Origin of the sequence: Burkholderia sp. Ac-20345 (genome assembly GCF_017104825.1) — a bacterium.
Lineage (GTDB): Bacteria > Pseudomonadota > Gammaproteobacteria > Burkholderiales > Burkholderiaceae > Burkholderia > Burkholderia lata_B.
In genome coordinates this window covers 1-13955 of sequence record NZ_JAAGPO010000074.1, presented here as the reverse complement: position 1 = coordinate 13955, position 13955 = coordinate 1, and the positions used below count along the sequence as shown (strand labels likewise).

Genomic DNA, 13955 nt, shown 5'->3' with positions numbered 1-13955 from the left:
CGGCTCGAAGGCCGGCGCGCGGAATGTCCCCCGGCGGGATGCGGCTGCGACGGGCGCCAGGCGACGGTTAATCGTCGTCGTCGCGGTGATGTCGCCAGCCGCGATGCCAGCCGTTGTCGTGCCGGTAGCGGCGATAGCGATATTCGCCGTAGTACGGGCCGTAATAGACGGGCGCCGGCTCGTACACGACGGGCGGCGGCGTGTAGTAGACAGGCGGCGGTGCCTCGATCACCGGCCCCGGTACGCCGAAGTACACGCCGATGTCGGCACGCGCGAACGCGCTTGCCGACAGGCAGGCGGCCGCGATGCCGAGAGCACTGGACAACAGGATGCGTTTCATTTGCCGTTCACTCCGTTCGTGGGCGTAAGGCCCGCGAGCAATAGGTTCACCTGTCTTCATGGTAAGTAGCGCATGCCGAATGGGTGATACCGCGATGTCGCTTCTGTAACCGCCGGTAACGAATCGTCGGACGATCACCGTGCCGCATCGCGACGGATTTCATCTGCGGGATGCGCGTGGCTGGCCGGCGCGTTATTCGACGCGCTCATATCGATAGCCGATTTGCGTTTTTGCGGGACCTCGACGCGTCGGTAGAATTCGCGGACCTCTCGAACGGCACGCGCGTGCCGCGGGATCATTCCCTCCAATCATTCGGGGTCCGCACCATGAAATTCCTTCGCTCCATCCTGGTCGTTGCCATGCTGCAGGCCGTTTCGGTCACGAGCGCACTGGCTGCCGACGACCTGTCGCAGATCAAGTCGTCCGGCGTGTTCCGGGTCGGTACCGAAGGCACGTACGCGCCGTTCACGTACCACGACGAAACCGGCAAGCTGACGGGTTTCGACGTCGACATCGCGACCGCGATCGCGCAACGCCTCGGCGTGAAGCCGCAGTTCGTCGAAGGCAAGTGGGACGGGTTGATCGCGGGCCTCGACGTGAACCGCTACGACGCGGTCGTCAACGAAGTGTCGATCACCGATGCGCGCAAGGCGAAATACGATTTCTCGACGCCGTACATCACGTCGCGCGCGGTGCTGATCGTGCGCGCGGACAACACGACGATCCGCTCGTTCGACGACCTCAAGGGCAAGAAATCCGCGAACACGCTGACCAGCAATTTCGGCAAGCTCGCGGCCGCGCACGGCGCGGACGTGGTGCCCGTGCAGGGCTTCAACGAATCGATCGACCTGCTGAGCTCGGGGCGCGTCGACGCGACGATCAACGATTCGCTGTCGTACCTCGATTTCCGCAAGCACAAGCCGGACGCGAAACTGAAGATCGCGGCGACCGACACGGGTGGCGCGAGCGACGCATCGGGCGTGCTGCTGCGCAAGGGCAGCCCTGCGCTGGTGGCCGCGATCGACAAGGCGCTCGCGGACATCAAGGCCGACGGCACCTACGCGAAGATCTCGCACAAGTATTTCGGCCGCGACGTGTCGCAGCCGTGACGCGAGGCTGAACGGTGCCGGCCTGGCTTCATCTGATGGCGGAATCGCTGCGGCCCCTGCTGGTTGCGGGGCTCGTGTTCACGGTTCCGCTCACGCTCGCGTCGTTCGCGATCGGCCTGCTGCTCGCATTCGGCGCGGCGCTCACGAGGCTGTTCGGGCCGCGCTGGGCGCAGGCCGTCGTGCGTTTCTACATCTGGCTGTTTCGCGGTTCGCCGCTGCTCGTGCAGTTGTTCGTGATCTTCTACGGCCTGCCGAGCGTCGGCATCGTGCTCGATCCGCTGACGGCCGCGGTGATCGGCTTCTCGCTGAACGTCGGCGCGTACAATGCCGAGGTGATCCGCGGCGTGATCGAATCGATTCCGAAGGGGCAGTGGGAGGCCGCGTACTCGATGGCGATGACGCGTCCGCAGGCGCTGCGCCGCGCGATCCTGCCGCAGGCCGCGCGCGTTGCACTGCCGGCGCTGTCGAATTCGTTCATTTCGCTCGTGAAGGACACGTCGCTCGCGGCCGTGCTGACCGTGCCGGAGATCTTCCAGGCCGCGCAGCGGATCGCGGCCGTGACCTACGAGCCGATGATTCTCTATACGGAAGCCGCGCTGATCTATCTGCTGCTCAGCTCGGTGCTGTCCACGCTGCAGCGTCGCCTCGAAATCCGCTTCGGCCGTCACGCGCTGTTCCAGGCGGAGTTGCGATGATCCGGCTCGAACGCATCGACAAGTCGTTCGGCGCGCATCGTGTGCTGCACGGGATCGACCTCGCGTTGCAGCCCGGCAGCGTGACGGCGCTGATCGGACCGTCCGGCAGCGGCAAGAGCACGCTGCTGCGTTGCGTGAACCTGCTCGAAGTGCCCGAGACGGGCGCGCTGACGGTCGGCGACGCACGCATCGACTTCTCGCCGGCGCACCGGCCGGCGCGCGACGCCGTGTTCGCGGTGCGCCGCCAGACCGGCATGGTGTTCCAGAACTTCCAGCTGTTTCCGCACCTGAGCGTCGTGCAGAATGTGATGGAAGGGCTCGTCACCGTGCAGCGCTGGCCGCGCGAGCGGGCCCGCGAACGTGCGCTCGCGCTGCTCGAGAAGGTCGGCATCGCGGACAAGGCCGATGCGTGGCCCGGTACGTTGTCGGGCGGCCAGCAGCAACGTGTCGCGATTGCACGTGCGCTCGCGCCGTCGCCGCAGGTGCTGTTGTGCGACGAGCCGACGTCGGCGCTCGATCCGGAGCTGTCCGTCGAAGTGGTCGAGGTGCTGCGCCAGCTCGCGCGCGAAGGCACGACGATGCTGATGGCGACGCACGACCTGCGCCTGGCCGCGTCGATCGCGCACGACGCGGTGTTTCTCGCGGAGGGCCGCGTCGTCGAGGCCGGGGCGTCGCGCGACCTGTTCGGCGACCCGCGCGATCCGCGCACCGCGAAGTTCATCTCGACACTCGCGCAGGGCGTGCCGGTGTTTTGACGCGGCACGCGACGAGCGACTTACGGCACAGCGGGCGTCAATCTTGCCGTAGCCCGTCGAGCACCGCCGCGACGATCGCTTCCGGCGCATCTTCCTGCACCAGGTGGCCCGCGCGCGGCACCCTGATCAGCTTGCCGTTCGCGATGCGATCGGCCAGCGCCTGCCCCTGTTCGAGCGGAATCCACGCGTCGTCCTCGCCCCATACGATGCGCACCGGAAAATCCGGCGGCGTGTAACGGGCCTCGGCTTCCTCGATGTAGCGCTGGCGCATCTGCGCGATCTGGCGATAGAACGCGGCCTGACCGGCGGGTGTGAGCCACGGCGCGCGGTAGATCGACAGCGCGTCGTCGCTCAGCGGCCGGGCGACCGCATTGCCGAGATAGGCTGACACGAGCGCGTGATGCGCATACGCGGGCAGTCCGGTGAATGCGGCTTCGTGCTGCGCGACGTGGCGCACGAACGGCGAACCCTGCGGCGCGATCGCGACCGGATTCACGAGCGTGAGATCCGCATAGGCGACGCCGTCGAGGAAGTGCGCGCGCAGCACGGTTGCGCCGCCGTAGTCGTGCGCGAGCACGCGCGGGCGCGAAATGTTCCACTCATCGAGCAGTGCGCCGAACAGCACGTTCTGGCGACCGAGCGACACGTCGGCGTCCGGCATGTCGGATTGACCGTAGCCGAGCAGGTCGTAGAAGAACAAGCGATGACGGCGCGCGAGCCACGGTGCGATCCGGCGCCACACCTGCGACGAAAACGGCGTGCCGTGCACGAGCACGAGCGGCGGGCCTTCGCCGAGCGTTCCCCAGGCAATCCGGTGGCCTTCGAAAATGAAGCGGTTGGCGAGTTCGAGCATCGGCATCTCCGTGATAACCTGTTTTGGTTGTTAACAGGTTACGCCGGATTGTCCGGGTGTGAAACCTATAGGTGAAAATAAATGGTTACTCGATACGAGCCCGCGCGACCCGCACACGCATGGGGTGCAGCCGATTTCGTCGGCGGCCATCCGGCGCTCGACTTCCTCAACACGGTGGCCGACACGGGCAAGACGCGCGACGCGGACAAGCTCGTCGACTGGCCGGCCGTGCATGCGTGGGCGGAACGAGCGTGGCTGCTGGCACCGGCCGATCTGGCGCGGCTTCTGCGTCAGGCGCGGCAGGACGATGCGGATGCGCTGGCGGCGCTCCATCGCTTTCGCGAGGACGCTTACACCGCGATCGCGCACCTGACGATCGAAAGCGGTGGCACGGCCGGCGCGCGCGCGGCGGACCGGCTCGCCGTCGCGATTCGCGAGGCGATCGGGCGCAGCACGTTCGAGGCGGTCGACGGCCGGTTCGCGTGGCGGCCCGACGCACGCGTCGCGACACGCTGGGTCGATGCGGCAGCGCTCGGCTTCGAGAAACTGCTGCGCAGCGACGATTTCGCGCGGGTGCGGCAGTGCGGCCGGTGCACGTGGTTCTTCGTCGATCGCGGCCGCGGCGTCGGGCGCCGCTGGTGCGACATGCGCACGTGCGGGAACCGCGCGAAGGTGGAGGCGTTCAGGGAGCGGTGACGCGCGCGCCGTGACGGTCGTCGTGCCGCGCCGTGCGTGGCCGGCGCGCGAACGTCATGGAGCGGCTTCGTGCGGCGGGTGTTCCGGCCACAGCGTAGCGCCGATGAACAGCCCGGCCGCGAGGAACGGCGCGCCGATCGCGAACAGGATGGCCGTGAGGCCCCAGCGATCCCAGAAGCGGTCGACGATCGCGCGCTCGGGTGTGACGGGGTCGTACAGCACGTTGACCGCTTCGCCTTCGTGCAGGCTTGGATGCGATGACGCCGAGCCCTGGGCGAACGTGATCTGGCGTCCGCTGTCGGTCGTGAACGCGACGATCGCCGAATACAGCGACGTGCGCGCGCGGGCCGAGCGTGCGTTTGTCGCGATCTCGACGACATGGCCGGTCGAACGCGCATAGTGGTGGACGATCTGCCACTGACGCAGGCCGGCTGCGCCGGCGCCGGCGATGAAGCCCGTGCCGATCGCGATCGGAATCAGCACGATCGCGATATTCCAGCGGCTCCGTGCTTGCTTGCGGGCGGCGCGGGTTGGCGGCTCGGAGGCCCGGCGACGGTGCCCGCCGACGATCAGGAGGCCCCCGATCGCGAACGATGCGACGGCGAGCAGCACCGACACGGCCACCGGAAACCAGCGTTGCGTGAAATCGTCGATCAGTGCGGGGCGTTCGGGGTGGCTGGGGTCGAGCCATACGTCGACGTTCTCGCCGATGTCGTAGGCGGGGACGGTCGATGCGGTATTGCCGGCGACTTCGCGGCGCTGGCCGTCGTTCGCGAGGTACGCGACGATCGGCCGGTACGCGCGCATCGCGTCGCTATCCTGCACGATGCGCACGACCGTGCCCGGCGTACGGACCAACTGGCCGGTCGCCTGGCCGGCCGTGACGGCAAGCATGCCGGCCAGCACGAGCAGCACGACGCCGAGTGCCATGACGACGAGCGCGTCCTTACCGGGCATGACCGGATCCAGTTCGTGCGTCGCACTGCGGATGCCGGTGTGATCGGAGGAGCGGCGTGTCCCGACTGACTCGCCGATATCGGCGCAACCTGGCTCTCTGAATGGTCGCGTCTCGGTTACATGCTTCCATGTCTGACGTCCCATGTTCTCTCAGTGCCGGCGGGCAAACGGCAGTGCTTGCGCCGGTCGTGTGATATTTGTCGGACGATTCTAGCGGAAACGATGCGGAACGGGCGTGTGGTGGCGTACTGCGACAGGGTGCGCGCGGTGAGTGCGGAGGCGGAAAAGGAAAAAGCCCGGTTAGCTTTCGCTAACCGGGCTTCGGAATTCCTGGTGGGGCGTGAGTGACTCGAACACTCGACCTACGGATTAAGAGTCCGCTGCTCTACCAACTGAGCTAACGCCCCCCAACAGAAGAAAGATTATGCCCGGGTATTTCAGACCTTGCAAGCCCTTTCTGCAAATATCCTGAAAATATTTCGTCACCACTACGGTAGCTGTCGGCCCGATAACGAGCGATCGCAGTTTGCGTGCTCCCGGTATGATGACGCCACACGTGTTGCGCGGCGGTCGCGCAACGCTTTCTGGGCTTTCGAAGATGGACGAAAACGCAGTCCGCGAATTGCTGGATCGCCTGCTGGCCCCCTGGGTCCGCTCGCTCGGTCTGGCCCCCGTGTCGATCGGCGACGACAGCGTCACGCTGCGCCTGCCGTTTTCCGGCGAATTCCGCCATTCGGGCGGTGTGATCTGCGGCCAGGTGTTCACGGCCGCTGCCGACACCGCGATGGTGGTCGCGATCTCGGCCGCGCTCGGCGAATTCCGGCCGATGACGACCGTGTCGTTGAACACGAACTTCATGCGGCCCGTGCGCAAGGGCGACGTGCTCGTCACTGCGCGCGTGCTGCGAATGGGCCGCAATCTCGTCTTCGGCGAAGTCGAGCTGTTCGACGAGGACGGCAAGATGGCCGTTCACGCGACGTCGACCTACGCGCTCGTCAGCTGAGCGGCGCGATGTTCGACCAGATCGTCTTTGCGGGCGGCGGCAATCGCTGCTGGTGGCAGGCCGGCTTCTGGGACGTCGCCCAGCCGGCGCTCGGCCTGCGCCCGCGCGTGATCACCGGCATCTCGGCCGGCGCGGCGACCGCGTGCATGCTGTATACGCGCGACGCCGCGTGGGTGATGCGCTATTACGAAGAGGCGCTGCGCCACAACCGGAAGAACGCGTACTGGGGCAACCTGTTCGGGCGCGAGCCCGTGTTTCCGCATTACCGGATTTACCGTCAGGCGCTGCTCGACATCTACGGCGAGCCGTTCGCGAAGCTTGCCGCGGCGCCGGAGATCCGCATCGGCGTGTCGCACGTGCCGCGCTGGCTCGGCGCGCGCAGCGCAGTCGCCGCCGGCCTCGTCGCGTACAACATCGAAAAGTACGTGCGCAAGACGCTGCACCCGACGCTCGGGCGCACGCTCGGCTTTCGGCCGGAATTCGTGCGCGCGCAGGCCTGCACGCGCGTCGACGAACTCGCCGACCTGATCCTGCAGTCGTCCTGTACGCCGCCGTTCACGCCGGTGCTGCGCCGCGGTGGCCGGCCCGTGCTCGACGGCGGGATGGTCGACAACGTGCCGGTCGACGCGCTCGACCCGACGCCGGGCGACGTGCTGGTGCTCGTCACACGCCTGTACCCGCGCCCGCAGATGTTCACGGTCGCGCACGGCGAGCAGCGGCGGTTGTACGTCCAGCCGTCGAGCAAGGTGCCGATTTCGAGTTGGGATTACACGAGCCCGTCGCAGATGCGGCATGCGTACGACCTCGGGCGGCGCGACGGCGAGCATTTCCTCACGCGCGTCGGCGCGATGACGCGCGGCCGCGTGGCCGCCTGAAGACGGGAAGCAGGAAGCGAGGCCGCGCGGCGGGCGCGGCCTGCGGCGCTCAGCGCACGCGGCGCGGCGTCAGTGCTTCCGGGTTGACGACGCTCGACATGTCGCCCTGGTCGAACGCCAGGATGTTCTTGAATGCCGCGCTGAAGTAGAGCTCGTAGCTTTCGCGCTCGACATAGCCGATGTGCGGCGTGCAGATCACGTTTTCCATCCGCAGCAGGCTGTAGCCCTGCAGGATCGGCTCGCTCTCGAACACGTCGATCGCGACCATCCCCGGACGGTTGTGCGACAGCGCGTTGACCAGTGCGTTTTCCTCGAGCAGTTCGGCGCGGCTCGTGTTGACGAGCAGCGACGTCGGCTTCATCCGCATCAGGTCTTCCTGCTTCACGATCCCGCGCGTGTCGTCATGCATGCGCAGGTGCAGCGACAGCACGTCGCTCTGCTCGAACAGCGCTTCGCGGCTTTCGGCGGCCGTATAGCCGTCGGCGCGCGCGGCTTCGAGCGAATGCTCGCGGCCCCAGATCAGCACGTTCATCCCGAACGCCTTGCCGTAGCCGGCGACGAGCCGGCCGATCTTGCCGTAGCCCCAGATGCCGAGCGTCTGGCCGCGCAGCACCTGGCCGAGGCCGAAGTTCGGCGGCATCGCCGACGTCTTCAGGCCCGACTGCTGCCAGGCGCCCTGTTTCAGGTTCGCGACGTACTGCGGAATGCGGCGCTGGGCGGCCATCACGAGCGCCCAGGTCAGCTCGGCCGGGGCCACCGGCGAGCCCGTGCCTTCGAGCACCGCGATACCGCGGTCGGTACAGGCTTCGAGATCGATGTGGCTCGAAATACGGCCGGTCTGGCTGATCATGCGCAGGTTCGGCAGCTTGGCGAGCAGTTGCGACGAAATCGGGGTTCGTTCGCGAATCAGCACGAGCGCCTCGACTTCCGCCAGGCGGCTGGCGAGCTGTCCCAATCCGCGCACCGTATTGTTGAAGACCTTCACGTCGTGGTCGGCAAGCATCTCGAAGCAGTTCAGCTTGCGGACGGCGTCCTGGTAGTCGTCGAGGATGGCAATTTTCATGGTGAGCGGGTGTCGCGCGTTGAAAGCGGCGGTGGCGGCGGCGCACGTCGCGCACCCGTCCCGCCCGGCCGGGGCCGACATGATGCTACGTCGACCGCCTGCATGGTGTCTTTTTAACAGGTTGTTACGCTCCGCCGCAATTGGCGGCAGCCTGACCCGGCGCCGCTTGCGCGACGGGCGGAAGGGTGCGCTGTTGTGTCGCATCAAATACGTCCTTCCTGATTCGGCCGCTTACTCGACGAGGTTCACCCAATTGTTGCTCCAATCAGAATAATTGGATCAACTATCCGCAGAGGGCGAGGATTTTTGACTATTTTTATCGTCAACAGGGGCCTTGTTGAGCAACTCTGCATCTTTTCCGCTGTCGTAGGAGAATTACGCATTTGCTTCATCTTTTTGAAGTTGTAACAGCGGCAGGAGTCGTTTATGGATCATTTGCAGTCGATGCGTGTGTTCGTCAAGGTTGCAGATCTCGGCAGTTTTGCGCGGGCCGCGAGTGCAATGGATATCTCCAACGCGGTCGCGACGCGTCACGTCGCCGATCTGGAAGGCCGGCTCGGCACGCGGTTGCTGAACCGCACCACGCGCAGCCTTTCCCTGACTGAGTCAGGCCAGGTTTATCTGGAGCGTGCTCGCCAGATCCTCGATGAGCTCGAGGATGTCGAGCAGATGGTCGTCGCGCGCAATCACGAGCCGGTCGGCACGCTGCGCATCGTCGCGCCGGTCGTGTTCGGCCTGCATAACCTCGCACCCGTGTTGCAGTCGTACACGGAGAATTTCCCGAAAGTGGTGCCGGATCTCACGCTGGTCGACCGGCAGGTCGATCTCGTCGAGGAAGGCTTCGACGTCGGCATCGTCGTCACGCGCCAGATGCGCAGCGCGAGCATCGTCACGCGGCGCCTGACCACCGGCTGCATGACCGTGTGCGCGACGCCGAGCTATCTGGAGAAGCACGGCGTGCCGACCCATCCGGAGCATCTCGCCGAGCACCCGAGCCTGAGCCTGCCGACCGAGTACTGGGGTGACGAGCGTGTGTTCACGGGGCCGGACGGCGAAGTGCGCGTGCGCCCGACCAACGTGATCGTCGCGAACAATACCGCGATGCTGCGCCAGTTCGCGCTGCTCGGGATGGGGGTCGCGATCCTGCCGAGCTACCTGATCGGCGGCGACATCGCGCGTGGCGCGCTCGTGCGGCTGCTGCCGGATTTCCGGCTGCCGCAGGTCGAGATCAACATCGCTTACCCGAGCCGGCGCCATTTGCCTGCGAAGGTGCGCACGTTCATCGACCACCTCGTCGAGCATTTCAGCCACTCGACCGACGCGACGATGGGCGAGCAGTGGGCCGCGCAGGGTTCTGCGCTCGCGCCGATCGGCGTCGAGACGCGTGCCGAGCAGCCGGAATCGGCCGACCCGAACCTGTCGCCGCGCCTGCCGCGTTCGCCACGCACGCGCGTCGCGGCGCCGTCGCCGCTGTAACGCAGCGACGGCCGGGCGGCGGTTGCCGCCGGCACAAAGAAAAAACGCGGATCGAGCAATCGATCCGCGTTTTTTATGGCTGGCTGCCGGAGCCGGATGCGCCGGGGGAGGCCCCGGCGGCCGGTCGTTATGAGCCGGTCTTGCGCGCCGTCGTTTTGCGAGCGGCCGTCTTGGTCGCGGTCTTGGCGGCGGTCTTGCGAGCCGGTGCCGGTTTCTCTTCGGCGCCTTCCGTTACGGTTTCGGCATCCTTCGTCGCCGATTTTGCCGTCTTCTTCGCGGCGGCGGCCTTCGGCTCCTTCTTCTCGAACTCGAAGCCGATCTTGCCGTCCGGCTGCTTCACGAGGAACGCCTTGAAGTTGCGGCCGGTACGCGACGACTTGAAGTTCGGCAGCAGATCCGTGCGGCCGTCGGCCAGCAGCTTGCCCATCTGCTCGCGCGAGATTTCCTGCTGCAGGATCACCTTGCCCGAGCGGAAGTCACAAGTCTTCGGGTTGGCCACCGAGTGCTCGCACACGTAGCTCATCCCGTGCTCGAACACGCGGCCCTTGCACTTCGGGCATGCGCCGACCGGCTCCTGCGCGGAGAAGTCGGGCGCCTCGCCTTCCTCACCACCCGTGTCCTGGCCGAAATCGAACTCGAGCTTGTAGTTCTTCGTCTCGTCGTCGAAGGACAGCTTGAGGATCGCCGAGAACGGGCGGCCCATCTTGCTACGGAAGCCGGACAGCGGGCCGATCGTCTTCTCGCGCAGCAGTTCCTCGACTTCCGGGATCTCGAACTGCCGGCTGCCCGGGATCTTCGAGATCGAGAACTCGCACTTCGTGCACGCGAAGCGGCGGTAGTTTTCCTTCACCTGGCCGCCGCAGTTCGGGCACGGCGTCTCGAGCGTCGCGTAGTCGCCGGGGATCGTGTCGGAATCGTATTCCTTCGCGCGCTTGACGATCTGCTGCGTCATGCGGGCGATTTCCTGCATGAACGCTTCGCGCCCGAGGTTGCCGCGCTCCATCTGCGACAGCTTGTATTCCCATTCGCCGGTGAGCTCGGGTGCGGTGAGTTCCTTCACGCCGAGCCCGCGCAGCAGCGTCATCAGCTGGAATGCCTTCGCAGTCGGGATCAGCTCGCGGCCTTCGCGCACGAGGTATTTCTCGCCGAGCAGGCCTTCGATGATCGCCGCGCGCGTGGCCGGCGTGCCGAGGCCCTTCGCGGCCATCGCCTCGCGCAGTTCGTCGTCCTCGACGAGCTTGCCCGCGCCTTCCATCGCTGACAGCAGCGTCGCTTCCGAGTAGCGTGCGGGCGGCTTCGTGACGAGCGCGACGGCGGCGATTTCGTCCGTCTTCACCTTCTCGTCCTTCTGCACCGGCACCAGGTTCGCATCCGCGCCTTCGGCGTCGCGGCCGTACACCTGCAGCCAGCCCGGCTCGACGAGCACCTTGCCTTCGGTCTTGAAGTGATGGCCGGCGACTTCGGTGATCCGCGTCGTGACGCGGAACTCGGCCGCCGGGAAGAACACGGCGAGGAAGCGTTTCACGACCATGTCGTACAGCTTCTGCTCCGGCTCGGACAGCGACTTCGGCGCCTGCAGCGTCGGGATGATTGCAAAGTGGTCGCTGATCTTCGAGTTGTCGAAGATCCGCTTGTTCGGCTTCACCCAGCCCTTGTCGAGCACCTGCTTCGCGTGCGGCAGGTAGTTGTTGCTCTCCTTGAGCATCTCGAGCGTGGACTCGACCGTCGACAGGTAGTCTTCCGGCAGCGCTCGCGCATCGGTACGCGGGTAGGTCAGCACCTTGTGCTTTTCATACAGCGCCTGCGCGAGGCCGAGCGTGTTCTTCGCGGAGAAGCCGAAGCGGCTGTTCGCTTCGCGCTGCAGGCTGGTCAGGTCGAACAGCAGCGGCGACAGTTGCGTCGACGGCTTCGATTCTTCCGAGACCGTACCTACATGGTCGCGGCACGCGGCGACGATCGTTTCGGCGGCCGGCAGGCTCCACAGGCGGGAGTCGCGCCTTTCCGGATCGAATTCGTCGCGCTTGAATTTCGGGTCGTACCACTTGCCTTCGTAGAAGCCGCCCGCGCACGCGAATTCGGCCTTCACTTCCCAGTAGTCGCGCGGGATGAAGCGGCGGATTTTCTCTTCGCGTTCGACGACGATCGACAACGTTGGCGTCTGAACGCGGCCGACTGTCGTCAGGAAGAAGCCGCCGCCCTTGCTGTTGAACGCGGTCATCGCGCGGGTGCCGTTGATCCCGACGAGCCAGTCGGCTTCCGAGCGGCAGCGTGCGGCGTCGGCGAGCGGCAGCATGTCCGCGTCGCTGCGCAGGTTCGCGAAGCCGTCGCGGATCGCCTGCGGGGTCATCGACTGCAGCCACAGGCGCTGGACCGGCTGCTTCGCTTTCGCGTGCTGCGCGATCAGGCGGAAAATCAGCTCGCCCTCGCGCCCCGCGTCGCATGCGTTGATCAGGCGGTCGACGTCCTTGCGCTTCAACAGCTTGGTGAGCACCTTGAGGCGCGACTCGCTTTTTGCGATCGGGTTCAGGTCGAAATGCGGGGGGATGACGGGTAGATGCGCGAAGCTCCATTTCCCGCGCTTGACCTCGTACTCTTCCGGGGCGGCGATTTCCAGCAGGTGGCCGACAGCGGACGAAAGGACGAAATCGTCGCTTTCGTAATACTCGTCATGCTTGGTAAAGCCGCCCAAAGCGCGTGCGATGTCGTTCGCGACAGAAGGCTTTTCCGCAATGATCAGTGCTTTGGACATGACAGGTGTGTGTTGGTAGACCGGGTTCGCCGGTTGTGGGTCCCTTTTACGACCGCTTTATAGCACACGCCGCAGCGATGGCGGCTCAGCGTGCAAAAAGCGGCTCATCATAGAGGGGGGCCGCAACGGCGGCAAGCGCCCGGCGCGGCGCGGCGCACAAACGCGCGCAAAACCACCGGGCCGGCTCGCGAATTCAGGCTTCGACGGCCAGGACGTTGCGCAATTTCGGTGCGTGCGGCGCACCGGGTACCGCGCTCAGGTCGGACAGCATCCGCTCGACGATCGCCGCATGCGGCAGCACCGTGCCGAAGAAGCGGGCCGTGTGGGTATCTTCGATCAGGATCGTCGGGAAATTCTCGACGTCGAGATCGTCGAGCTGGTCGGCATGCGTTTCGATGTCGATCCAGGCGAAGCAGGCTTCCGGATGCGCGTCGGCGAGCTGGTCGAAGGCCGTCCGGTAGTCGCGGCACGTGCCGCACCACTCGGCGCACAGGCAGGCGACGAGCAACGTGCCGGGGTCGGCGAGGCGCTCGGCGATCCGATCCGCATCGGTGTCGAGATTCAGCGCGGGCATGGGTTTCCTTGGGTATCGTTGGCGGCCTGGCCGCCCCTATGCGGGGGAATGTAGCACGCCGTGCACGGGCGGGGTGCGCGCTGCGTCAAGCCGCGCGAAGCGTCCGCCGGGGAGGCTGGCGACGCGGCCGGACAGTTCCAGCGCAAGCAGCGCGCGGTGCAGCACGTCGTCGGACAGGCCGCTGTGCTCGGCGAGCCATTCGTAGGTGACGGGGCCGTATCCCAATGCGGCAAGCACGGCCTGTTCGGATGGGGTACCGGGCAGCGGTGGTGCTGGCGACGGGACTTCGTCCCGGGCTGGTGCGGTGGCTGGAGCGGCGGTGTCAGTTTGTGCGGCGCGGGCGGCAGCGCTTTGAATGGCGGCTTCGGTTTCGCGAATATCGCCGGTGTCCGCGCCCGGATGCCCGGAGCACGCCGCAGCGCCCGCCACGCCGGTTTTCGATTCGCCCAGCCCGTATTCCTCGAGCACGTCGAGCGGCGCCGCCGTCAGCTTCGCGCCGTCGCGGATCAGGGCGTGGCAGCCCTGCGCGAGCGGTGCGTGGATCGAGCCCGGCATCGCGAAGACATCGCGCCCCAGTTCGTTCGCGAGCCGCGCGGTGATCAGCGAGCCGGAGCGCGGGGCGGCTTCGACGACGAGCGCGCCGATCGCGAGCGCGGCGATCAGGCGGTTGCGTTGCGGGAAGTGCGCGGCGCGCGGCTGATTGCGATCACCGACAGCCGGATGAGCCCGCTGGCGCGGGAGGCCGAGGTGACGCTGATGGTGCAGGACAGCGCGACGTTCGGTTTCCGTGCGCTGACGGCCACGATGGGC

14 protein-coding genes and 1 tRNA gene are annotated in these 13955 nt (G+C 66.5%); 7 read left to right on the top strand and 8 right to left on the bottom strand.

The window, feature by feature from the left end; all coding sequences use genetic code 11:
• Window positions 1–67: 67 nt before the first annotated feature.
• On the bottom strand, window positions 68–340 hold the full coding sequence (locus G3O06_RS24990) for a hypothetical protein (RefSeq protein WP_205817832.1): 273 nt from the start codon (window positions 338–340) through the stop codon (window positions 68–70).
• Between the two features lie 326 nt (window positions 341–666).
• Between G3O06_RS24990 and G3O06_RS24985 the strand changes: the two genes are divergently transcribed.
• From G3O06_RS24985 to G3O06_RS24975, 3 genes are read left to right on the top strand one after another with little or no spacing between them, the layout of a single operon-like run.
• Complete coding sequence (locus G3O06_RS24985; RefSeq protein WP_174985609.1) at window positions 667–1449, top strand: amino acid ABC transporter substrate-binding protein; 783 nt, start codon at window positions 667–669, stop codon at window positions 1447–1449.
• Window positions 1450–1463: 14 nt separating this feature from the next.
• The gene (locus G3O06_RS24980; RefSeq protein ID WP_174973903.1) at window positions 1464–2144 is read left to right on the top strand and encodes an amino acid ABC transporter permease; all 681 of its coding nucleotides are present in this window, start codon (window positions 1464–1466) and stop codon (window positions 2142–2144) included.
• Window positions 2141–2899, top strand: coding sequence for an amino acid ABC transporter ATP-binding protein (locus G3O06_RS24975; RefSeq protein ID WP_205817831.1), 759 nt, complete (start codon window positions 2141–2143; stop codon window positions 2897–2899). Before G3O06_RS24980 ends, G3O06_RS24975 begins: the two co-directional genes overlap by 4 nt.
• 37 nt (window positions 2900–2936) lie before the next feature.
• Here G3O06_RS24975 and G3O06_RS24970 read toward each other — a convergent pair whose 3' ends face one another.
• Complete coding sequence (locus G3O06_RS24970) at window positions 2937–3752, bottom strand: alpha/beta fold hydrolase (protein WP_205817830.1); 816 nt, start codon at window positions 3750–3752, stop codon at window positions 2937–2939.
• Window positions 3753–3833: 81 nt separating this feature from the next.
• On the opposite strand from G3O06_RS24970, the gene G3O06_RS24965 reads away from it, so the two are divergent.
• The gene (locus G3O06_RS24965; protein ID WP_205817829.1) at window positions 3834–4448 is read left to right on the top strand and encodes a CGNR zinc finger domain-containing protein; all 615 of its coding nucleotides are present in this window, start codon (window positions 3834–3836) and stop codon (window positions 4446–4448) included.
• 54 nt (window positions 4449–4502) lie between these two features.
• Here the strand turns inward: G3O06_RS24965 and G3O06_RS24960 are convergent, their stop codons facing one another.
• Window positions 4503–5549, bottom strand: a complete 1047-nt coding sequence (locus G3O06_RS24960) for a DUF3592 domain-containing protein (RefSeq protein ID WP_205817828.1) — start codon at window positions 5547–5549, stop codon at window positions 4503–4505.
• A 187-nt stretch (window positions 5550–5736) separates the two neighbouring features.
• A tRNA-Lys gene (locus tag G3O06_RS24955) sits at window positions 5737–5812 on the bottom strand.
• Between the two features lie 191 nt (window positions 5813–6003).
• On the opposite strand from G3O06_RS24955, the gene G3O06_RS24950 reads away from it, so the two are divergent.
• Complete coding sequence (locus tag G3O06_RS24950; protein WP_166962361.1) at window positions 6004–6408, top strand: PaaI family thioesterase; 405 nt, start codon at window positions 6004–6006, stop codon at window positions 6406–6408.
• Between the two features lie 8 nt (window positions 6409–6416).
• On the top strand, window positions 6417–7283 hold the full coding sequence (locus tag G3O06_RS24945; RefSeq protein WP_205817827.1) for a patatin-like phospholipase family protein: 867 nt from the start codon (window positions 6417–6419) through the stop codon (window positions 7281–7283).
• Between the two features lie 49 nt (window positions 7284–7332).
• Here the strand turns inward: G3O06_RS24945 and G3O06_RS24940 are convergent, their stop codons facing one another.
• Entirely contained in the window at window positions 7333–8346 is a 1014-nt protein-coding gene (locus G3O06_RS24940; RefSeq protein WP_174916658.1) for a D-2-hydroxyacid dehydrogenase family protein, read from the bottom strand.
• Window positions 8347–8772: 426 nt separating this feature from the next.
• On the opposite strand from G3O06_RS24940, the gene G3O06_RS24935 reads away from it, so the two are divergent.
• Entirely contained in the window at window positions 8773–9822 is a 1050-nt protein-coding gene (locus tag G3O06_RS24935; RefSeq protein ID WP_174973910.1) for a LysR family transcriptional regulator, read from the top strand.
• 127 nt (window positions 9823–9949) lie between these two features.
• On the opposite strand, the gene G3O06_RS24930 is transcribed toward G3O06_RS24935, so the two are convergent.
• The 3 genes from G3O06_RS24930 to G3O06_RS24920 form a co-directional block, all read right to left on the bottom strand.
• The gene (locus tag G3O06_RS24930) at window positions 9950–12571 is read right to left on the bottom strand and encodes a DNA topoisomerase III (RefSeq protein ID WP_205817826.1); all 2622 of its coding nucleotides are present in this window, start codon (window positions 12569–12571) and stop codon (window positions 9950–9952) included.
• 193 nt (window positions 12572–12764) lie between these two features.
• Entirely contained in the window at window positions 12765–13145 is a 381-nt protein-coding gene (locus tag G3O06_RS24925) for a thioredoxin family protein (RefSeq protein WP_174916655.1), read from the bottom strand.
• Between the two features lie 36 nt (window positions 13146–13181).
• Window positions 13182–13955: DNA-processing protein DprA (locus G3O06_RS24920; protein WP_241020230.1), on the bottom strand; the 774-nt coding region annotated here is incomplete at its 5' end.